The 20121-nt window shown below is 71.5% G+C and carries 20 protein-coding genes and 1 pseudogene; 13 read left to right on the top strand and 8 right to left on the bottom strand.

What is annotated here, in order from left to right:
* Positions 1 to 73 precede the first annotated feature (73 nt).
* The 3 genes from RLT59_RS28380 (at position 74) to RLT59_RS28370 (ending at position 4030) form a co-directional block, all read left to right on the top strand.
* Positions 74 to 883 (top strand): alpha/beta fold hydrolase, encoded by an 810-nt coding sequence (locus RLT59_RS28380; protein ID WP_311306011.1) that lies wholly within the window; start codon positions 74 to 76, stop codon positions 881 to 883.
* Positions 880 to 2058 carry a glycosyltransferase gene (locus RLT59_RS28375; RefSeq protein WP_311306010.1) on the top strand — a complete coding sequence of 393 codons (1179 nt, stop codon included), beginning with the start codon at positions 880 to 882 and terminating at the stop codon, positions 2056 to 2058. The genes RLT59_RS28380 and RLT59_RS28375 overlap by 4 nt, the downstream gene beginning before the upstream one ends.
* Positions 2059 to 2125: 67 nt before the next feature.
* Positions 2126 to 4030 carry an ABC transporter ATP-binding protein gene (locus RLT59_RS28370; protein WP_311306009.1) on the top strand — a complete coding sequence of 635 codons (1905 nt, stop codon included), beginning with the start codon at positions 2126 to 2128 and terminating at the stop codon, positions 4028 to 4030.
* A 206-nt stretch (positions 4031 to 4236) separates the two neighbouring features.
* Here the strand turns inward: RLT59_RS28370 and RLT59_RS28365 are convergent, their stop codons facing one another.
* Complete coding sequence (locus tag RLT59_RS28365; protein ID WP_311306008.1) at positions 4237 to 5037, bottom strand: SGNH/GDSL hydrolase family protein; 801 nt, start codon at positions 5035 to 5037, stop codon at positions 4237 to 4239.
* On the opposite strand from RLT59_RS28365, the gene RLT59_RS28360 reads away from it, so the two are divergent.
* Complete coding sequence (locus RLT59_RS28360; protein ID WP_311308002.1) at positions 4982 to 5176, top strand: hypothetical protein; 195 nt, start codon at positions 4982 to 4984, stop codon at positions 5174 to 5176. The two genes, RLT59_RS28365 and RLT59_RS28360, sit on opposite strands and share 56 nt — an antisense overlap.
* Before the next feature lie 70 nt (positions 5177 to 5246).
* On the opposite strand, the pseudogene RLT59_RS28355 reads toward RLT59_RS28360, so the two are convergent.
* Positions 5247 to 5374, bottom strand: a pseudogene (locus RLT59_RS28355) (IS5/IS1182 family transposase); the annotation flags it as partial.
* A 50-nt stretch (positions 5375 to 5424) separates the two neighbouring features.
* Here RLT59_RS28355 and RLT59_RS28350 point away from each other — a divergent pair.
* Positions 5425 to 6213, top strand: coding sequence for a site-2 protease family protein (locus RLT59_RS28350; protein ID WP_311306007.1), 789 nt, complete (start codon positions 5425 to 5427; stop codon positions 6211 to 6213).
* A gap of 40 nt (positions 6214 to 6253) precedes the next feature.
* Here the strand turns inward: RLT59_RS28350 and RLT59_RS28345 are convergent, their stop codons facing one another.
* On the bottom strand, positions 6254 to 6442 hold the full coding sequence (locus RLT59_RS28345) for a hypothetical protein (RefSeq protein ID WP_311306006.1): 189 nt from the start codon (positions 6440 to 6442) through the stop codon (positions 6254 to 6256).
* 95 nt (positions 6443 to 6537) lie between these two features.
* Positions 6538 to 7248 carry an NADPH-dependent F420 reductase gene (gene npdG / locus RLT59_RS28340; protein ID WP_311306005.1) on the bottom strand — a complete coding sequence of 237 codons (711 nt, stop codon included), beginning with the start codon at positions 7246 to 7248 and terminating at the stop codon, positions 6538 to 6540.
* Between the two features lie 342 nt (positions 7249 to 7590).
* Here npdG and RLT59_RS28335 point away from each other — a divergent pair, with 342 nt between their 5' ends.
* Together RLT59_RS28335 and RLT59_RS28330 are read left to right on the top strand one after the other, a co-directional pair.
* Entirely contained in the window at positions 7591 to 8193 is a 603-nt protein-coding gene (locus tag RLT59_RS28335) for a hypothetical protein (RefSeq protein ID WP_311306004.1), read from the top strand.
* A 78-nt stretch (positions 8194 to 8271) separates the two neighbouring features.
* A complete protein-coding gene (locus RLT59_RS28330; protein ID WP_311306003.1) occupies positions 8272 to 9582 on the top strand; it encodes an MFS transporter in 1311 nt (436 codons plus the stop codon).
* A 37-nt stretch (positions 9583 to 9619) separates the two neighbouring features.
* Here the strand turns inward: RLT59_RS28330 and RLT59_RS28325 are convergent, their stop codons facing one another.
* Positions 9620 to 9853 (bottom strand): hypothetical protein, encoded by a 234-nt coding sequence (locus RLT59_RS28325; protein WP_024494784.1) that lies wholly within the window; start codon positions 9851 to 9853, stop codon positions 9620 to 9622.
* A gap of 58 nt (positions 9854 to 9911) precedes the next feature.
* Here RLT59_RS28325 and map point away from each other — a divergent pair, with 58 nt between their 5' ends.
* Both map and RLT59_RS28315 read left to right on the top strand, forming a co-directional pair.
* Positions 9912 to 10769, top strand: coding sequence for a type I methionyl aminopeptidase (gene map, locus RLT59_RS28320; RefSeq protein WP_311306002.1), 858 nt, complete (start codon positions 9912 to 9914; stop codon positions 10767 to 10769).
* A gap of 224 nt (positions 10770 to 10993) precedes the next feature.
* Entirely contained in the window at positions 10994 to 11659 is a 666-nt protein-coding gene (locus RLT59_RS28315; protein ID WP_311306001.1) for a biliverdin-producing heme oxygenase, read from the top strand.
* A 111-nt stretch (positions 11660 to 11770) separates the two neighbouring features.
* Here the strand turns inward: RLT59_RS28315 and RLT59_RS28310 are convergent, their stop codons facing one another.
* The 3 genes from RLT59_RS28310 to RLT59_RS28300 form a co-directional block, all read right to left on the bottom strand.
* Positions 11771 to 12442: a PhzF family phenazine biosynthesis protein gene (locus RLT59_RS28310; RefSeq protein ID WP_311306000.1), complete on the bottom strand. Its 672-nt coding sequence runs from the start codon at positions 12440 to 12442 to the stop codon at positions 11771 to 11773.
* 76 nt (positions 12443 to 12518) lie between these two features.
* Positions 12519 to 14087 (bottom strand): HtaA domain-containing protein, encoded by a 1569-nt coding sequence (locus tag RLT59_RS28305; protein ID WP_311305999.1) that lies wholly within the window; start codon positions 14085 to 14087, stop codon positions 12519 to 12521.
* 109 nt (positions 14088 to 14196) lie between these two features.
* The gene (locus RLT59_RS28300) at positions 14197 to 15615 is read right to left on the bottom strand and encodes an HtaA domain-containing protein (RefSeq protein WP_311305998.1); all 1419 of its coding nucleotides are present in this window, start codon (positions 15613 to 15615) and stop codon (positions 14197 to 14199) included.
* Between the two features lie 134 nt (positions 15616 to 15749).
* Between RLT59_RS28300 and RLT59_RS28295 the strand changes: the two genes are divergently transcribed.
* The 4 genes from RLT59_RS28295 to efeO all read left to right on the top strand — a co-directional run bounded on the left by RLT59_RS28295 (position 15750) and on the right by efeO (position 20087).
* On the top strand, positions 15750 to 16829 hold the full coding sequence (locus RLT59_RS28295; RefSeq protein WP_311305997.1) for a heme/hemin ABC transporter substrate-binding protein: 1080 nt from the start codon (positions 15750 to 15752) through the stop codon (positions 16827 to 16829).
* Complete coding sequence (locus RLT59_RS28290) at positions 16826 to 17923, top strand: FecCD family ABC transporter permease (protein ID WP_311305996.1); 1098 nt, start codon at positions 16826 to 16828, stop codon at positions 17921 to 17923. Before RLT59_RS28295 ends, RLT59_RS28290 begins: the two co-directional genes overlap by 4 nt.
* Positions 17920 to 18759 (top strand): heme ABC transporter ATP-binding protein, encoded by an 840-nt coding sequence (locus RLT59_RS28285; RefSeq protein WP_311305995.1) that lies wholly within the window; start codon positions 17920 to 17922, stop codon positions 18757 to 18759. Before RLT59_RS28290 ends, RLT59_RS28285 begins: the two co-directional genes overlap by 4 nt.
* 191 nt (positions 18760 to 18950) lie before the next feature.
* Positions 18951 to 20087: an iron uptake system protein EfeO gene (gene efeO / locus RLT59_RS28280; protein ID WP_311305994.1), complete on the top strand. Its 1137-nt coding sequence runs from the start codon at positions 18951 to 18953 to the stop codon at positions 20085 to 20087.
* Positions 20088 to 20121 lie beyond the last annotated feature (34 nt).

The following is a 20121-nucleotide window of genomic DNA, read 5'->3' as shown; positions in this document are numbered from 1 at the left end:
GCGATTCGGCGTCCCCCCCACGGCAGGCCCACCCGAGCATGCCGCCACGACCGACGAAAAGGCCTGACTCCCCATGCCCAAGATCCGTACCGGAGAGATCACCACTCACGTGCAGCGGTTACCCTCCGCGATCCCCGCCCCCGACGGGGCCGAGCCCCCTGTGGTCGTCTTCGTCCACGGGCTGCTCACCGACAGCCTCGCCAGTTACTACTTCACGCTGGGCCCCGACTTCGCCGCGGCCGGACACGACGTCGTCATGTACGACCTGCGCGGCCACGGGCGCAGCGACCGGCCGGACACCGGTTACCGCCTCGAAGCGTTCGTCGGGGATCTGCTGGGGCTGCTGAACGGCCTGGACCTGACCGTCCCGGTCCATCTCGTCGGCAACTCCTTCGGCGGTACGGTCGCCAGCGCCTTCGCCGCCTGGCATCCTGACCGGGTGGCCACGGTCACCATGATCGAGGCGGAGCCGCCGGTCGCCGGGTGGAACGAACACATGAGGGCGGGCCTCGCGGACGCCAAGAGGCAGCTGGTTCTCGAGGAGTCGATCAGCTGGATCGCCGCACGTCACGGGGCGCACACTGCCCGGTTGTCGCGCAACGCGGGCCGCATCCTGGACAGGACGACGCTCGCCGAGGACGTGCCACTGAGCCGGACCATCGACGACGACCTCTCGGCACTGACCCGTCCGCTGCTCGCCGTCTTCGGCGACGAGTCCGGGCTGAGCGCCCAAGCGCCGGAGCTGGAGCAGCGGGTGAGCGGCTGCCGCACGGTGATCCTGCCGGAGCAGGGCCACTCGGTCCTGGTCGAGCAACCCGCCGTCACCCGCGATCTCGTCATGGAGTGGATCGCCGCGCACACTCCCGCGGGAGCGCCGCGATGACGCGGTTCCTCCTGGTCGTGCCGCCGCTCGTCGGCCACACCAACCCGCTGGTCGGGGTGGCCGACGAGCTGACCGGCCGGGGACACCAGGTCGCCTGGTGCGGGCACACCGCGCAGATCCGGCAGCTCGCGGGCGACGGCGCGCTGATCTACGACTGCGCGATACCCTCGGACGGACGGATGGACAGGCCCCCGGGACTGACCGGTCCGGCCGCGTTCCGCCATCTGTGGGAACGCTTCCTCGTCCCCCTCGCCGAGGCCATGGCACCCGACGTAGACGCCGCCGTAGACGCCTTCCGGCCCGACGTCGTCCTGAGCGACCAGCACGCGCTGGCCGGTGCGCTCACCGCCGAGCGGCGAGGGATCGTGTACGTCACTTCGGCCAGCACCTCGGCCGAACTCGTCGATCCACTCGCCGCGTTCCCCAAGGTGGGCACCTGGCTGCGCGAGCTGCTGGGTGCTCTGCGCGAGCGGTTGGGAGACCCCTGCGCCGAGGGCGACCCCCGGTTCTCCCCGCACGGGGTGGTGGCCTTCACCGGACGTGAGCTGATCGGCGACAGGCCTCTGCCGCACGACCGGGTCCGGCTGGTCGGCCCGGTCATCGCGCCCCGCCACGGCGATGCCGGTTTCCCGTGGGACGCGCTGGACGAGGACCGCGAGCTGGTGCTGGTATCGCTGGGCACCGCCAACACCGATGCGGGAGGCCGGTTCCTGCGGGAGGCGGCCATCGCCCTGGACGCACTCCGCGACCGGGTCCAGGGCGTGATCGTCGACCCCGGCGGTCTCCTGCACGACGTGCCGGACGGCATCCTCGTACGCGAGTACGTGCCCCAACTCGACCTGCTGGCACGGGCGTCGGCCGTGGTGTCGCACGGCGGGCACAACACCGTCTGCGAAACGCTGTGGCACGGTCTGCCGCTGGTGGTGGCGCCGATCCGGGACGATCAGCCGATCGTGGCCGGGCAGGTCGTCGACGCGGGCGCCGGTATCCGGGTCAGGTTCGGCCGGGTCGACGCGGCCCGGCTGCGGACGGCTCTGGAGACCGTGCTGGACGACTCCGGCGGTCACCGCACGGCGGCTCGCGCCATCGGAGACTCGCTGCGGGCGGCCGGCGGCCGGCACGCCGCGGCCGATGTCCTGGAGCGCGCCGCGGCCGGAGCGCCCGTACCCGACTGAGGCCGTCCACCCGGAACGGCACCGGGTCGATCCCCCGCCCCGCCTCCCTTTCCCCGATGGGTTTCCCATGACACACGACCCCGTACGAGACGTGGCTCCCGCCACCGTCCCCGCGCCGGACGCCGAGGCTCCCGCGACCGCGCCCCTGCGCGTTCTGCTGCGCTACGCCCGCCCGCATCGCACCGTGCTCGGCGCCACGTTGCTGATGGTGCTCGCCGCCAGCGCCGCGGGGCTCGTCCAGCCCCTGGTCGCCCAGAACGTGCTGAACGGGCTGGACGAGGGGCGCGGCGTGCTGGGCCCGGTGATACTGCTGGCCGCGCTGGTGGTCCTCGGCGCCGTGCTCACCGGCGTTCAGTCCTGGTGGCAGCAGCGCACCTCCGAGCGGGTGGTCCGGCAGATCCGACGCGACCTGGTGCGACGTCTGATCCGGCTGCGGGTACCGGAGCTGGAGCACCGCCCGCCCGGTGATCTGATCGCGCGCGTCACCTCCGACAGCGTCCTCGTCCAGAACGCCACCACCGAGGGCCTGGTGATGGTGGCCAACGGTGTCCTGAGCATCCTCGGCGCCGTCGTCCTGATGGGGGTTGTTCACCTGGGTCTGCTGGGGGTGACCGCAGCCGTTCTGGTGACCGTGGCCGTCGTGATGGGCCTGATCCTGCCGCACATCAGGGACGCGGTCGCACGGGCCCAGGAATCGGTGGGAGCGGTCGGGGCGGCTCTGGACCGTACGCTCGGCGCGTACCGCACGGTCAAGGCCAACGGCGCCGAGGGCCGCGAGACCCGGCGGGCCGAGGACGCCATCGAGGGCGCTTACCGCGCCGGGCTGACGGGGGCGCGCTATGTGGCCTGGGTGAAGGTGCTGTCCGGGGTGTCCATCCAGGCGGCGTTCCTCGGGGTCCTAGGGGTCGGCGGCGCGCTGGTGGCCTCCGGGGACCTCACCGTCTCGGCCCTGATCGCCTTCCTGCTGTACGTGTTCTACCTGGCCAGCCCGATCGGCTCGCTGGTCGCCGGGCTCAGCATGCTCCAGCAGGGGCTGGGCGCGATCGGCCGCATCGAGGAGGTACACCGCATACCCGCCGAGGACGACGTGGACGTGCCGGCGGCGGACGGGCGACGGGCAGGCGGCCCGCCGCTGGTCGAGTTCGACGACGTCCGGTTCTCCTATCCGGGCCGGGAGCCCGCGCTGCGGGGCCTCACCTGCGCGGTGCCCGGCGGCACCCAGACCGCCCTGGTGGGACTGTCGGGAGCGGGCAAGACCACACTGTTCGCCCTGCTCCAGCGCTTCCACGAGCTCGACTCCGGAGCCATCCGGATCGGCGGTGTGGACATCGCGACCCTGCCGCGCGCCGAGGTACGCCGTCGGATCGCGTACGTGGAGCAGGAGTCGCCGGTGATGGCCGGCACCATCGAGGACAACCTGCGGTACGCGGCGCCCGACGCGAGTGCCGAGGACATCGACGAGGTGCTGCGGGCGACCCGGCTCAGCTCCCTGGTCGCACGGCAGCCCGAAGGGCTGCGCACCGAGGTGGGCAACCGCGGCGTCACGCTGTCCGGCGGAGAGCGCCAGCGGCTTGCCATCGCGCGCGCCCTGCTGCGCCGCCCGGAGGTTCTGCTGCTGGACGAGGTCACGGCACAACTCGATGCCAACAACGAACGCGCCCTACGGAGTGCGGTCGATCAGGCCTCGCGACGCTGCACGGTGATCCTGATCGCGCACCGGCTCTCCACCGTCATGGAGGCGGACCAGATCGTGGTCCTCGAACAGGGACGGGTGCGGGCCCGCGGCAGTCATGCGGAGCTGGTCTCCTCGGACGGTCTGTACCGCGAGCTGGCTGCGAGCCAGATGCTCGTGCCCGAGGTGGAGGACGCGCCGGCCCTCCCGGTCGCGCATGCCGCAGGACCTGCCGGCCCCGCACCCGCTGCCGCCGGGTCCTCCGGTGCGCGGGAGGACCCGGATTCCTCCGTCGGCTGACCCGTTCCCCGAGCGGTCCTTTCCCGGCCATCCACCCGCATATGACGTCGACAAGAATGGGGGCACCAGCCTTTCGGCCCGATGCCCCCACGCCTGCACTCTTTCGACTGACCGTTCAGGATTTCCCGTTCCCGTTCATAGGGGTGCGGATTTCCCTGAACCTCACCCGCGCACGTTTCACGACGGGAGTTCTACCGTCGTCCGATTCATCCGGTAATTCCGTTGAGCAGCGCAAGATATCCATCGCGGTGCCCTTCCGTATTCGGGTGATAGGACTCGTTGATCTTGCTCCACTCCAGGCTCGTGACCCAGTCGTTGCCGTCGGAGCAGATGCTGTGCGCGTCGAACGCGGGCCGCGGGTCGAGATAGGTGAATCCGGCCTGGGCCGCCGCGGCCGAAATGACGTCGGATATGGTGTCGGCCGCCGAGTTGAGCGCGGCGCGCTCCGTGTCACTGAGGCCGAAGATGCCGCAGTTTCCGCCGATGGCGTACAGGCGCGGGTAGCCCACGGCCACGACCTTGGCGCTCGGCGCACCGGCCCGGATCGCGGAGTAGACCTGCTGGAGCTGGCCCGGCAGGTAACCGGCCATGGCCGCCTTGGACGCCTCGACGCCCGCGAGGCAGTCGGCGTCGTCGATGGTCAGGACGCAGTTCGTCAGCACGTCGACGAAGCCCACGTCGTTACCGCCGACCTGAACGGTCACCAGGCTGGTGTCCGGCGTCAGTTGCGGCACCTGGTTGGCCAGCATCTCCACGGTGCTGTCACCCGAGCAGGACGCCTCGACGAAGTTGTAGTCGGGGTGCTGCGCCGCCCACAGCCGGGAGTAGGAGAGCGGCCCTCTGCGGCACGCGTCGTCCGGGTTGTCATATGTCTTGGTGCCCACACCAACCGTGTAGGAGTCACCGAGCGCGACGTACTTTCCGCCCGCCGCGTGCGCCGACGGAGCCATTGTGACGCCGAGCAATAACGCCGACGCCGTGGCCAGGAAAATCTTCAAAGCCCGCATGGAGCCCTCTCTTCGGGTGGATGAAATTGCCACCCCAATGAAATACCATGCGCCGACCCGAGGGAATACCGCCGGTGCAGAAGAATGGAAAACCACTGAAGACGCCTTACGCGAAATCGCCGACTGCCGGAAGAAATAGCAGAAAGCGGACCAAGCAGGGTCCAGGGAGAACAGGCCGGGTCCGGTTTCCGCTGTCGCCTCACGTTCGTGCGCCGAACCGCGTCCGCGCCCTCGCGCCGTAGTGCGCTCACCCAGGTGGTGGGCATCGCGGGCCCAGCCCGGCGAAGGAGCCGGTCCAAGACGGCTCCGGCGCCGTGATCACCCCGGCCGTGAACAGATCGCCTCCGACGTGAACAGCGAGTACGGGACAGCCCTTAGGCTCGACCCATGTCCGCCAAAGAGCGCCAAGGGATCAGCCCGGTCTTCCTCGGGATCGTCGCCGTCGCGGCGGTGTCCGGCTGGGCGGTGTGGACGGACTTCGCCGATCAGCCCGGGTTCGCCACGTTCCTCTTCGTCACGGCGGCCTGGGTCGTCTCGCTCTGCCTCCACGAGTACGCCCACGCCAGGACCGCGCTGCACAGCGGCGACATCTCCGTCGGCGCCAAGGGCTATCTCACCCTGAACCCGTTGCTCTACACACACGCCCTGCTGAGCATCGTGCTGCCGGTGCTGTTCGTGATCATGGGCGGGATCGGTCTGCCGGGCGGTGCGGTCTTCATCGAGCGCAGCCGGATCCACGGCCGGTGGAAGCACAGCCTGATCTCGGCGGCGGGCCCCCTGACCAACGTGCTGTTCGCGCTCGTGTGCACGGCTCCGTTCTGGCTGGACGCGCTGGACGGCGTCCCGGCCGCCTTCCGGTACGCGCTGGGCTTCCTGGCGCTGCTCCAGGTGACGGCGGCGATCCTGAACTCCGTACCGGTACCGGGTCTGGACGGCTACGGGGTGATCGAGCCCTGGCTCTCGCACGCGGTGCGCCGCCAGGTGGAGCCGTTCGCCCCGTTCGGGCTGATCGCGGTCTTCGCCCTGCTGTGGATCCCCGGCGTGAACGCGGTGTTCTTCGACGCGGTCGACGCGGTTCTGCGGTCGGTCGGCGTCAGCGACTTCGACACGTACTGCGGTCTCGACGCCTTCCGGTTCTGGCAGACGCAGAACGAGATCTGCTCGCTGAACGGCTAGGGTCTTTCGTTTGGTTCCGGCCTGATCCAAACGAAAGGCCCTAGGAGGCGCCCTGCGCGGGGCGGGCAGCGCGCTGCCTGCGCAGGTAGTACCAGGCCATGTTGGACGAGAGCCCGGTCAGGAGCACCCAGACGATCCCGAGAAGCCAGCTGCCCTGCACGAAGGAGATCACGGCCGCCGCGACGGCGAGGGCGCAGACGACGACGGCGTAGAGAGCGAGGCGGGGCATGGAGGTGGCTCCTGTCGGGGGATGGCGCGCGGTCCCGTCCAGTGTCCCCCATGCCCCCGGCCGCTCCGAGCAGGGTGCGTTCCCGGAGGTGCGGATCACACGTCGGTGGCGCGCAGTCCCGCGTGTGCCTTGTAGCGGCGGTTGACCGAGATCAGGTTGGCGACCAGTGACTCGACCTGGTGGGCGTTGCGCAGCCGTCCGGCGAAGATGCCGCGCATTCCGGGGATCCGGCCGGCCAGCGCCTGGACGAGGTCGGTGTCGGCGCGGGCCTCGCCCAGCACCAGCACGTCGGTATCGATCTCCTCGATCGTCTCGTCCTGGAGCAGCACGGCCGAGAGGTGGTGGAAGGCGGCGGTGACCCGGGAGTCCGGCAGCAGGGCGGCGGCCTGCTCGGCGGCGCTGCCCTCCTCCGGCTTCAGGGCGTAGGCGCCCTTCTTGTCGAAGCCGAGCGGGTTGACGCAGTCGATGACGACCTTCCCGGCCAGCTCCTCGCGCAGCGGCTCCAGGGTCTTGGCGTGCCCGTCCCACGGCACGGCGACGATCACGACGTCGCTGTCGCGGGCGCATCCGGCGTTGTCGGCGCCCCGGACGCCGTGCCCGATCTCCTCGGCGGCCGTCTGCGCGCGGTCGGCCGCGCGGGAGCCGATGACGACCTGCTGTCCGGCGCGGGCGAACCGGTAGGCGAGTCCGCGCCCCTGCGGGCCGGTGCCGCCGAGTACGCCGATGGTCAGACCGGACACGTCGGGGAGGTCCCAGGGGTCCTTCGACGGGGGCTTGGGCGCGCTGCCGCTGTCATTCGTAGTCATGGCCCCGACAGTACTTCCAGGTGGCTAGGGCCTGTCCGTCGGATCAGGGTCGGAAAGGGCGCGGTGTCCGGTGCGGTGCATCGCAAGGCGCCGGAGCGCCCTCCGGTGGGGTCTCCCCTGCTCGAACGAAGCTGAGAGCTTGGGGAAGAAGCGATCCGGGCGTTTCGGCAACGCGGCGAGGTGCCGTACCAGACACCGTGACCCCGGCCATGATCTGACGGACAGGCCCTGGGGCCGCCCTCTCGCCGGACCGCGATCCGGATCACGTTCCCGGCCCCGTTCGGGTGGTCCGGTGGCCGTTTCGCCACGGGGGGCCCGGCCGGTGGTGCAGGATGCCGGGCCATGGATGCCGTACGTGTGGCGCTGCTGCGTGAGGTGCTCGCCGGGACGGAGTGGCCCGCCGCCACCCGGCGGTTCGCGGGGGCGCTGCGCTCGTCCGTCGTCCCGCACGGCGGCGGGCTGCTGCTGGTGGGGAGCGAGGAGTACGAGCCGTGGCATCTGGCCGCGCACCTGGTCGACGAGTCCACCTGGTCGGGGCTGCCCGAGCTGGCGCCCACGCTGGTACGGCACCGGGTGGCGCCCGGGGACCCGGCCCATCTGGCGGTGGGCCTGGGCAGGATCGAGGCGGCCGGGCGGGGCGCGACGCTGCTCGTGGTGGCGCCCCGGTCGCCCGGCGAGGGCCTGCTGGAGCGGGTGCACGACGCGCGGCGGGCAGGGGCGACGGTGCTCTCGCTGGACAACGGCGATCCGGAGGTCCGGGGCCTGGCCCATGAGGCGCTGTCCGTGGCGGACGGCGACGAGGTGGACCTGGACACGGTCCAGCACCTGGTGAGCGCGGCGGCCGGGGAGAACGGCGCGCCCGTGCCGCGTGGCCGGCGGCGCTTCCGCGACCGGCTGTCCCTGCTCGCCGACCAGCTGACGGCTCCCCCACCGCCGCGCTGGTGAGCGGGCGCGGGGTCCCGCGCCCGCAATTTCGTAAATGCGTTTGCCCCGACCACGTATCTCGACGGACCATGTGTCCTCGTGACCTCTCGCTCCGCCCTCGCCGCCAGGCTTGCCGCGCTCCTTCCCGATCTCTCACCCTGGCGGTCCTCCGCAGACTTCCGGCTGCTGTGGGTGCAGGGGCTCGTCACCTTCTTCGGCAGTTCCATGGCGCTGATCGCGCTGCCGCTCCAGATCAAGCAGCTCACCGGCTCGCCGCTCGCGGTCGGCGCGATGGGCGCGGTCGAGCTGGTGCCGCTGGTCGTGTTCGGCCTCTACGGCGGCGCGCTCGCCGACGCCGTGGACCGCCGCAAGGTCATCCTGGGCACCGAGGCGGGGCTCGGACTGCTGGCGCTCGTCCTGCTGGTCAACGCCGCCCTGCCGGACCCGCTGCTCTGGCCGCTCTACGTGGTCGCCGGCGGGGTCTCCGCGCTCTCCGGGCTCCAGCGGCCCGCGCTGGACTCGCTGATGGCCCGGATCGTGCCGCACGACCAGCTCGCCGCGGCCGCCGCCCTGAACTCGCTGCGCTGGCAGTTCGGGGCGATCCTGGGCCCGTCGCTGGCCGGTGTGGTGGTGGCGTACGCCGGTCACGCCACGGCCTACACGATCACGGTCGTCACGTTCACCGTCTCGGTCGTCCTGTGCCGCCGGCTGGCGCCCGCACCGCCCGTGGAGAAGGGTCAGAAGCCGTCGCTGCGCGGCATCGCGGAGGGGGCGCGGTACGCCTGGAGCCGGCCGGTGCTGCTGGGGACGTACGCGATCGACATGGCCGCCATGTTCTTCGCGTTCCCGAACGCGATCTTCCCGTTCCTCAGCGACGAGCTGGACGCCGAGTGGTCGCTGGGACTGATGTACGCGGCGGGCTCGGTGGGCTCGCTGGTGCTGGGCCTGACCAGCGGCTGGACCAAGGGGGTGCGCAGACACGGGCTGTTCGTGGTGTCCGGCGCGGCCGTCTGGGGGCTGGCCATCGCGGCGGCGGGCTGGTTCGGCAACGTGTGGCTGGTGCTGGTCTGCCTGGCGGTGGCGGGTGCGGGCGACATGCTCAGCGGCCTGGGCCGCTCCACCATCTGGAACCAGACCATCCCGGAGGAGCTCCGGGGCCGCCTCGCGGGCATCGAGGTGCTCTCGTACAGCGTCGGCCCGCAGCTGGGCCAGGTCCGGGCCGGCGGGATGGCCGGCTGGACGGGGACCCGTACGGCCGTCTGGAGCGGCGGGGTGGCCTGCGTCGCCTCGGTGGCGCTGCTGGCGGCGGCCCTGCCGAAGCTGCTCACCTACGACTCGGAGACCGACGCGGACGCGCTGCGCCGGCGCGCGCAGCGCGAAGGGGGCCTGGAGGCGGCGCCCGCGGGCTGAGCCCGGGGCGCGGGCCCCTCAGCCGCCGCCTCCGCCCTCAGCCGCCCGCGTTCTCGTCCGGCCCCTGGCGGTCGTGCCACCTGGGGTCGGTCTCCCACTCAAGGTTGCGCTCCCGCGCGGTGTCCATCGCGTGCTGGGCCTCCTGGCGGGAGGCGTACGGGCCGAAGCGGTCCTTGGCCGGGCACTCGGGGCCCTCCTCGACCTTCTTGTGCTCCAGGCAGTAGTACCACTCGCCCGGCTTGCCGACCGTGCGCTTCTTGAACAGGGCCATTACCGGCTCCTTTCCTCTGTGCCATGGTGCCCCGGACTCGCTGGTTAGACTCGCTGGCATGTCTGGCCAGTCGCTGCTTGTACCAGGGGAGATCACTCCCGTCCGTTCCGTGCCCGGAAACATCCGGCGCCCCGAGTATGTCGGCAAGCCCGCCCCGACGCCGTACACCGGCCCGGAGGTACAGGACGCCGAGACCGTGGAACGCATGCGCGTCGCGGGGCGGATCGCCGCTCAGGCGATGGGTGAGGCCGCGAAGCTGATCGCCCCGGGCGTCACGACGGACGAACTCGACCGGGTCGCCCATGAGTTCATGTGCGACCACGGCGCCTATCCGTCCACGCTCGGCTACCGGGGCTTCCCCAAGTCGCTCTGCACCTCGCTCAACGAGGTGATCTGCCACGGCATCCCGGACTCGACGGTGCTGCGCGACGGCGACATCGTGAACCTCGACGTGACGGCGTACATCAACGGGGTGCACGGTGACAACAACGCCACCTATCTCTGCGGTGACGTGGACGAGGAGTCGCGGCTGCTCGTGGAACGCACGGAGGAGTCGCTGAAGCGGGCGATCAAGGCGGTCCGGCCGGGCCGCCAGGTGAACGTGATCGGGCGGGTCATCGAGTCGTACGCGAAGCGCTTCGGGTACGGGGTGGTGCGGGACTTCACCGGGCACGGGATCAACTCCTCGTTCCACTCCGGCCTGATCATTCCGCACTACGACAGCGAGCACGCCACCACGGTGATGAAGCCCGGCATGACGTTCACCATCGAGCCGATGCTGACGCTCGGGACCCACACCTACGACATGTGGGACGACGGCTGGACCGTGGTGACCAAGGACCGCAAGCGGACCGCGCAGTTCGAGCACACGCTGGTGGTGACGGAGACGGGCGCCGAGATCCTCACGCTCCCGTAGCCCGTCCGCTCTCCGGACTCCGACTTCCGACGGCCGCCCCCTCCGGGCGGCCGTTTCCGTTTCCCCGGCCGTTTTTACCGACAGGACGTCGGGAAACAGTTGACTTAGGCAAGCCTAAGTAGGAAGATCGGGACATCGGTCGGCGCCGGATACACAGCCGAGGCGGGCCGATATCTCCGTCTCTTTCTGGACTTCCCGTCCCCCTTGGTCCCCGGAGGCCCGCCTTGGACGCAACCGTCACCGCCACGCCCTTCTCGACGCTGATCCGCACCGCCTCGCACGAGCAGCACATCGAGGCGGAGACCTCGACCTTCATGAGCGACCTGCTCGGCGGGCGCCTCGGCGTGGACGCGTACACGCGCTACACGGAGCAGCTGTGGTTCGTGTACCGCGCCCTGGAGGACGGCGCGGGGGCGCTGCGCGAGGACGCGGTCGCCGGTCCGTTCATCCAGCCCGAGCTGATGCGCACCGCCGAGCTGGAGCGCGATCTGGCCCACCTGCGGGGTGCGGACTGGCGCGAGGGCCTGGAGCCGCTGCCGGCCACGGCCGCGTACGCAGAGCGGGTGGCCGAGTGCGCCCGCAGCTGGCCCGCGGGGTACATCGCGCACCACTACACCCGCTACCTGGGCGACCTGTCGGGCGGCCAGATCATCCGCGACAAGGCGGAGCGCACCTGGGGCTTCGAGCGCAAGGGCGACGGGGTGCGGTTCTACGTCTTCGAGGGGATCTCCAACCCGGCCTCGTTCAAGCGGGGTTACCGCGAGCTGCTGGACGCGGTGGACGCGGACGGCCTGGAGAAGCAGCGGATCGTGGACGAGTGCAAGCGGGCGTTCGCGCTGAACACGGCGGTGTTCCGGGAGCTGGGAGAGGCGTTCCCGCTCAGCGCGTAGGCCTTGGCGGCCGGCGGTGGGGTGCCCTGGTTCGGGTGCCCCACCGCTTCTTTTGTCCTCAATCGCCGGACGGGCTTGATTGCCTTGGTTCTGCGGCGGGCGGGCTTGGGTTCAGCCCTGGGCTGCCAGTACCACTCGGCCGCCGATCTCCACCGTGCCGTCCGGTGCGGGGGCCGTGAGGAGCTGGGAGCCGCGGCCCTGTCTGATGTTCAGCGCGCGGTTCAGCCGGTCGCTGAGCAGCAGCGCGGCCGCTCCCGTCGCCTCGTCCTCGTCGATGCCATCGCCCCGCCGGGGGAACGCCCGCGCCCTGATCCGGCCCGCCGACTCGTCCTCCCACGCCCATACGTAGAGCCAGCCCTCTCCCGGCGGCGGGCCGGTCAGCGCCTCGACCTCGGCCGCCGAGCCGTACTGCTCCAGCGTGCGCGGCGGGGCCCACTCGGGGCGGGCGGTGATCCAGCTGAACTCGCCGTCCTGACGGGCGAACACCTCCCCCACCCCAAGCTCCAAAACCTCCAGGTCGAGCAGCCAGGCGCTGCCGACCAGCGGGTGTCCGGCGAACGGCAGCCGCAGGCCCGGGGTGTAGATCTCCAGGTGCCCGCGTTCCGGATCGTCCACGAACACGGTCTCGCTGAAGCCGAGCCGCCTGGCCAGCTCCTGGCGCGAGGCCCGGTCCGGGTGGTCCCGCCCGTCGCGTACGACGCCGAGCGCGTTGCCGTGCCGGCCGTCGGGGCCGCAGAACACGCGCAGTACGTCGATGCCGGCGGGTACGTCGTAGTCGCTCACGAGCGCATTCAAGCACCGCCCGGGTGCCGGCCCCGTGAGAGGGGCCGCACCCGGGCGGTGGTGTCACGCGGTGCTGCTAGGCGGTGCGGCGGCGACGGGCCACGACGACCGCACCGGCACCGGCCGCGACGATCAGGCCGGAGGCGGCGAACAGCGCGCCGGACGGGACGTCGGAGCCGGTGGAGGCCAGCGCGCCGGAGCCGCCGACCGTCCCGCCGCCGCCCACGGTGCCTCCGGTGGACGAGCCGCCGGTGGCGGATGTACCGCCGGTGGACGAGCCGCCCGCGGATGCGCCTCCGGTGGAAGGGAGTTGGGCGTCCTTGTCGAGGGCGACCGCGACGGTCAGCGCGTCAAGCTGCTCACCCGCCCGGTACATGCCGCCGAAGGCCTTGGTGCCGTCGGCGGTGAGGGTGGCCGGAACGGCGGAGAGCTTCACCACGCCGTCCTCGGCCGCGAGTTCGCCTGCGGGCAGCTTGAGGTCCGCGACGGCGAGACCGGTGTAGGTGGCGACCTTCTTCGTCTCGCGGTCCTTGGTGGACACGTCGGCGATGAGCTTGCCCTTGGTCCCGTCGGCCTGGATCTCCAGGTTGCTCAGGGAGAGATCGAGCGTGTACGCGCCGCCCTCCTGGTGGCCCAGGAAGCGGACCTTGCCGTCGAACTCCGCGTTCAGGGTCTGCCCGGCGGCGTCGAAGTGCCCGGTGGCGCCGGGGAAGCGGTAGCCGTCGCCGGACGCGGTCGCGCCGCCCGTCGTCTCGACCTTGCCGTGGGCGATGGGGCCGGTGACGTACGTACGGAAGGAGGCCTTCACGCCCCAGTTCAGGGTGCCGTCGACGACGGCGCCCGGGTCCGCGGCCGGCTTGTCGGTGGCCGTGGTGCTCGGGGAGGGGTTCGGCGTCGGCCGGGTGGGCTCGGTGGTGGGCCGGTCCGTGGGCTTCACGGTCGGCTTGTCGCTGGGCTTCTCGGTCGGCTTCTCCGTGGGCTTCTCGGTCGGTTCCTCGGTCGGCTCCTCGGTCGGGGGCGCGACCGCCTTCACCGTGAGCGTGGCCGGGTCGAGGACCTCCCCGGCCTGGTACTGGCCGTTGAAGGCCTCGGAGCCCGCCTTCGTCAGCTTGGCCGGGATGTCCTTGAAGACCATCGCCCCGCCCGCGCCCTGACCGGGCTTCACGGCCGACAGGTCGAGGTCCGCGACCGCCACATCGTTCTGGGTGCCCTGCGGAGTCGCCACGTCGGCGGTGATCGCGCCGCCCTTGCCGGCGGTGGACAGCTTGACGTCCGAGAGCGTGATGTCGAGGACGCCGCCGTGGGCGGAGAAGTTGACGCCGCCCTCGAAGGCGGTGTCGGTGCCGTGGGTGGTCATGTCGTACGTGCCCTTGCCGTTGACAAAGGTGAACACACCGTTGCCGGCGGCCTGGGTGGCACCGTCCTTGACCGTGATCTTGCCCGCGGCGCCGATGTACTTGCGGAAGGACTCCTTGAAGCCCCAGTCCAGCGTGCCGTCCTTCAGTTCCATCGTCGGGGCGGCCGCGGTTGCGCCGTCCGAGCCGGACTGGCCGGCCGCGAACGCCGGGAGTGCGAAGGCGGTGCCGAGAGCGGCCGCGGTGGCGACGGCTGCGGCGAGGGCTATGGGGCGGCGGTTGGCTGCCATGGTCTGTGGTCTCCTCAGGATGAACAGGATCAGCGGGGGTGGGGTGGGACAGGGGACGGGGGTGGAGCGGGATGGAGCGAGGTGTGGGGGGACGGGGAGAGGCCCGGGGTCAGGAAGGGGTGCCCGGCGTCGAGCGGTTGCGGCGCACCAGGAACAGCAAGCCGCCCGCGGCCGCGGCGAGCACGGCGGCCCCGCCGAGGGTCAGATAGAGCCCGGTCGAGGAGCTCTTGTCCGCCGCCGATGCCACGGGCGCCGTGGCGGCGGTGGTCTTCGGCCCGGGGGTGACCGACGGCTGCGCGGCGGGGGCCGGGTCGCTGCCCAGGTCGGGGAGCGCGGGCAGCTTCGCCTTCGCGTCGAGGGCCACGGCGAGCGAGACCGGGTCCATCGCGGTGCCCGCCCTGTAGAGGGAGCCGAAGGCCTCGGCGCCATCGGCGGTGAGCTTCGCGGGGGCCTCCGTGAGGACCGCGAGGCCGTCCTTCGGCGCGAAGTCCTTGGCGGTGAAGGTGATGAGCGGCACGACCTTCCGGGTGTCGCCCTTGGTCCGGACGTCGGCGCTGAGGGTGCCCCGGCCGGCCTTCAGCCCCACCGCGAACCGGGAGAGCGTCAGGTCGAGGCCGTCCGCCCCGGTGAAGCGGACGCTGCCCGCGAAGGCGGCGGCCAGGGTCTGCTTCTTCGCGTCGTACGTGCCCTGCCCCTTCGGGAAGCGGAAGAGCGCGCCGCCGTCCTGGGCGCCCCCGGCCAGGGTCCACTTGCCCTGGCCGATCGAGCCGGTGACGTACTCCCGGAACGTGCGGCGCACGCCCCAGTCGACGGCACCGTCCTCGATCCGGCCCGCGGTCTCCTTCGGCCTCGCGCTGCCCGCGGGCTTCTCCGGCAGCCTGGACGCGGTGGGCTTCCCGGCCGGGGCCGAGGTGTCCACGGAGAGGCTGACCGGGTCCAGCGGCGTACCGGCCGTGTAGTAGCCGGCGAAGGACCGCGCGCCCTGTGAAGTGAGCGTCGCCGGGACGTTGTTGAGGGCGATGGGGGTGGATCCGCCCCGCATGTCGATCCCGGACAGGCCGAGCGTGGCCAGGGGCACCTGCGCCGCGGAGGTGACCCGGCCGGTCCCCCGGTCCTTGCCGACCATGTCGGCGTACAGGGTGCCGCTGCCGCCCTGGATACGGACGGTCGGGCGGCTGATCGTGAGGTCCAGCTCGTTGGAACCGTCGGGCTTCCGGTGGCCGGTGAAGTGGACGCCGCCCGAGAAGCCGGAGGTGAAGGCGCCGGTCGCCGGGTCGTAGGAGCCGGTCGCGGAGTGGAAGCGGAACCGGCTTCCGCCGACCGTGGCCGCGCCGCCCGTCAGGTTCCAACTGCCGTGGGCGATGGGGCCCGTGACGTAACTCTGGAAGGAGGACTTGATGCCCCAGTCCAGCCTGCCGCCCTGCACCGTCCGGCTCGCCGCTTGCGCGGCGGTGGCCGGGAGCAGGGCTCCCAGCAGTACCGCGAGAAGCGCGACGGCTAGCGCGCGGGCAGGTCTGAACGGCGGCATGAACCCCTCCGAGGTCTAGAAGATGAGGTAAGGCTAACCTAAGCTATGCACATCGTGTGCCGGTACCCCCTTCCGTCACATTCCTCGCAATCCACTCCCAACTGCACACCGCAGAACGACAGGACGGTGCCCCAGTGCGCTTCTCGCAGGACTTCGCCCCGCCGGGCCGCGACACCGGGCGACCGGGGCGCGGGCGCACCGGCCTCCGTACGGCCGCGATATCCCTGGCGGCCGCGCTGCTGCTGGCCGGCTGCGGGGGCACGGGGACCCCGGCGGCGAAGACGGCGGGCGTCAAGAGCGCCTCGGCCGCCGACGCGGACCGGATCGAGCCGCTGGCCACCGTGCCCGCGCCCCACCTGCCCGTCACCGTGAAATCGGCGGACGGCAAGCGGACCACGATCACTTCGGCCGACCGGATCGTGCCGCTGACCGGCAGCCTGAGCGAGATCGTCTTCACCCTCGGCCTCGGCAAGCAGGTGGTGGCCCGCGACATCACCGCCACCTTCGAGCAGGCCGGGAAGCTCCCGGTGGTGACCCGCGCCCATGACGTATCGGCCGAGAGCGTGCTCTCCCTGCGGCCCACCGTCGTCCTCGCGGACACCACGACCGGCCCGGCGGAGGCCATCGGCCAGATCCGGGACGCCGGGATTCCGCTCGTTGTCGTCGAACCGGCCACCGGACTCGCGGACGTCGGCCGCCGGATCGAGACGGTGGCGGCCGCTCTGGGCGTACCGGAGTCCGGCCATGAGCTGAGGCAGCGCACCCAGGACCGGATCGACGCCGTCCGCAAGTCCGTGCCCGCACCGGCCGACGGGGCGAAGAAGCCCCGGGTCGCCTTCCTCTATCTGCGCGGCTCCGCCTCCGTCTATCTGCTGGGGGGCCGGGAGTCCGGCGCGAGTTCACTGCTCGAAGCGGCGGGCGCGGTCGACGCGGGCAAGGCGTCCGGGCTGAAGAAGGACTTCACCGCCATCACCAGTGAGGCCCTGGCCAAGGCGGCTCCCGACGCGATCCTGGTGATGACGAAGGGGCTCGACTCGGTCGGCGGTGTCGACGGTCTGGTGAAGATCCCGGGCGTCGCGGAGACCCCGGCCGGTATGGACCGGCGGATCGTCTCCATCGATGACGGGGTGCTGCTGAACTACGGGCCGCGTACCGACCGGGTGCTGAGCGAACTGGTCGCCCAGCTCCACCCGCAGGACGGTGCGGCCAAGTGACCACCACCTGTGACACGCCCACCGGGCGGACGGATACGGAACCGGCTCCCGCGCCGCCCCGCGCCCGGCGCTCGACGGCCGTCACCCTGACCGCCGGGCTGCTCGCCGCCCTCGCCCTGTGCGCCCTGCTCTCCGCCGGACTCGGCGCGTACAGCATTCCGCTCGGTGATGTCCTCGCCTCCGTCCAGCACCGGATCGGTCTCGGCGGACACGCCCTGGACCGGGTCGGGGAGAGCGTCCTGTGGAACGTCCGGCTGCCCAGGGTCGTCCTCGCACTCCTGGTCGGGGCCTCCCTCGGCTGCGCGGGCGCCCTGATGCAGGGGGTGTTCGGCAATCCGCTCGCGGAGCCGAGCGTCATCGGAATCTCGGCGGGCGCGGCGGTCGGCGCCGTCGCCTCGATCGCGCTCGGGCTGAGCTTCTTCGGCAACTGGACCATCACCGTCTGCGCGTTCGCCGCCGGACTGCTGACCGTACTGCTCGTCTACGCGCTGTCGCGCTCCGGCGGCCGGACGGAGGTCGTGACGCTGATCCTCACCGGCATCGCCGTCAACGCCTTCGCGGGTGCGCTGATCGGGCTGTTCATCTTCTTCGCGGACAACGCGCAGATCAGCCAGATCACCTTCTGGCAGCTCGGTTCGCTGGCCCAGGCCACCTGGCCGAAGGTGCTGGCCGTGCTGCCGTGCGCGGTGCTCGGACTCGTCATCGCGCCGTTCTACGCCCGCAAGCTGGACCTGCTGGCGCTCGGTGAACGCCCCGCCAGGCACCTGGGCGTCGATGTGGAACGGCTCCGCGTCGTGCTGGTGCTCGTCGTGGCGCTGCTGACCGCCGCCGCGGTGGCGGTCGCCGGGATCATCTCGTTCGTGGGACTGCTGGTGCCGCATCTGCTGCGGATGGCGAACGGCCCCGGACACCGCTTCCTCGTCGCCGGCAGTGCGCTCGGCGGTGCGCTGGTGCTGGTCGCGGGCGATCTCGCGGCCCGTACCGTCGCGGACCCGGCCGAGCTGCCGCTCGGCGTACTGACCGCGCTGATCGGCAGCCCGTTCTTCTTCTGGCTGCTGCGCAGGACCCGTCGCAGGCAAGGTGGTTGGGCATGAGGACGCTGCGGAACCTCTTCGCGGTGCGCGAGCGCCTGCTCCCGGCGCCGGTCGCCCCCGGCGCCCCGGTCGCGGAGGTGAGCGGGCTGCGGGTCCGGCTGGGCGGGCGCCAGGTGCTCGACTCCGTCGGGCTGACGGTGCACGCGGGCGAGGTGCTGGCGCTCGTCGGCCCGAACGGGGCCGGGAAGTCGACGCTGCTGGCCGCGCTCGCCGCCGACCTGCCCGCCACGAGCGGCACCGTACGGATCGACGGGCGGCCGGTCACCGACTGGTCCGCGCCCGAGCTCGCCCTGCGCCGGGCGGTGCTGCCGCAGTCCGCCGCGCTCTCCTTCCCCTTTCCGGTGGAAGACGTCGTCCGGATGGGGCGGGCTCCCTGGGCCGGTACGGAACGCGAGGACGAGGACGATCCGGCGGTCCGCGTGGCGATGGCGGCCACCGAGGTCACCGCATTCGCCGCCCGCCCGTTCTCCGCGCTGTCCGGCGGCGAGCGGGCCCGGGTCGCACTGGCCCGGGTGCTGGCGCAGCGCGCCCCGCTGCTGCTGCTCGACGAGCCGACCGCCGCGCTGGACCTGCGCCATCAGGAACTGGTGCTGAGGATCTGCCGGGAGCGGGCCGCCGCCGGTGACGCGGTCGTCGTCGTCCTGCACGATCTGGGACTGGCCGCAGCGTACGCCGACCGGGCCGCCGTGCTGCACGACGGGCGGATCGCGGTGGACGGGCCGCCCGCCGAGGTGTTCACGGGGGCGCTGCTCGGCAAGGTCTACCGGCAGCCGGTCGAGGTGTTCCCGCATCCGCGGACCGGGGTGCCGCTCGTGGTGCCCGACCGGACCGCTTGACCATTGCTTTACGACTGCCGGGCTCGCCCATGGGTCGGTCGTGATCGCCCCGTTCCCCCCGCGTGTGCGGTGAGAGCTGAATCACTGCGAGCGTGGGTATCGACCAGGTAAGGGTCGGTTAAGTTAGGTCCGCCTCACCTGTCCTTGTCCGGTCCTTCCGTTTTCTTCCTTCATCCTCATGTGGAGCCCGTATGCGAGCCGTTTGTCTCTCCGTCGTCACCGCTGCCGCCACCGTGGCCGCCCTGACCGCTGTCACGGGCTGCGCCGAGAAGAGCGACGGCAAGGGTGACGGCGCCGTCCAGGTCGTCGCGAAGGACGACTCCTGCGAGGTGTCGAAGCAGAAGCTGCCGGCCGGGCACGTCGAACTGGCCGTGCAGAACAAGGGCTCCAAGGTCACCGAGGTCTACGTGCTGTTCCCGGACGACCGCATCGTCGCGGAGCGCGAGAACATCGGCCCCGGCACCAAGGCCACCATCACGGCCGAGATCAAGGCCGGTTCGTACGAGATCGCCTGCAAGCCCGGCATGAAGGGCCACGGCATCCGGCAGAAGCTGGAGATCAGCGGCGGCAGCGCGGCCAAGCGCAGCCCCGAGATGGACAAGGCCGTCGCCGCCTACCGCACCTACGTCCAGGACCAGGCGGACGCGACGCTGCCGAAGGCCGAGCTCTTCACGGACGCGGTCGCCGCCGGGGACATCGAGGCCGCCAAGAAGGTCTACGCCGAATCCCGGCTCGGCTGGGAGCGGACCGAGCCCGTCGCGGAGTCCTTCGGCGACATCGATCCGAAGGTCGACGTCCGCGCGGACGGACTGGAGGACGGCCAGAAGTGGACCGGCTGGCACCGCCTGGAGAAGGCGCTGTGGCAGGACAAGAAGCTGGGCACGGAGGAGAAGGCCCTCGCGCCGGCCCTCCAGAAGGACCTGCTCGACTGGCAGAAGCGGGTCGGCACGGCGGAGATCACCCCGACCTCGATGGCCAACGGCGCCAAGGAACTCCTCGACGAGGTCGCGACCGGCAAGGTCACCGGCGAGGAGGAGCGCTACAGCCACACCGACCTCATCGACTTCAAGGCCAACGTCGAGGGCGCGGAGAAGTCCTACGAGCTGCTGAAGCCGATCGCCTCGAAGAACGACGCGGCGCTCTCGGCCACCCTGGACAAGCGGTTCGCGGAGCTGAACAAGCTGCTGGACACCTACCGCAAGGACAAGACCTCCTACGAGTTCACCTCGTACGAGAAGGTCGGCAAGGCGGACCGCAAGGAACTGTCGGACGCGGTCAACGCCCTGGCGGAGCCGCTCTCCAGGCTCGCCGCCGCGGTCACCAAGTAACCCGACGCGGACAGACGCAGAGAGAGCGGAGAGG

This window comes from Streptomyces sp. ITFR-6 (genome assembly GCF_031844725.1).
In the GTDB taxonomy this organism is placed as follows: domain Bacteria; phylum Actinomycetota; class Actinomycetes; order Streptomycetales; family Streptomycetaceae; genus Streptomyces.
This window is presented reverse-complemented; position numbering and strand designations above follow the sequence as displayed.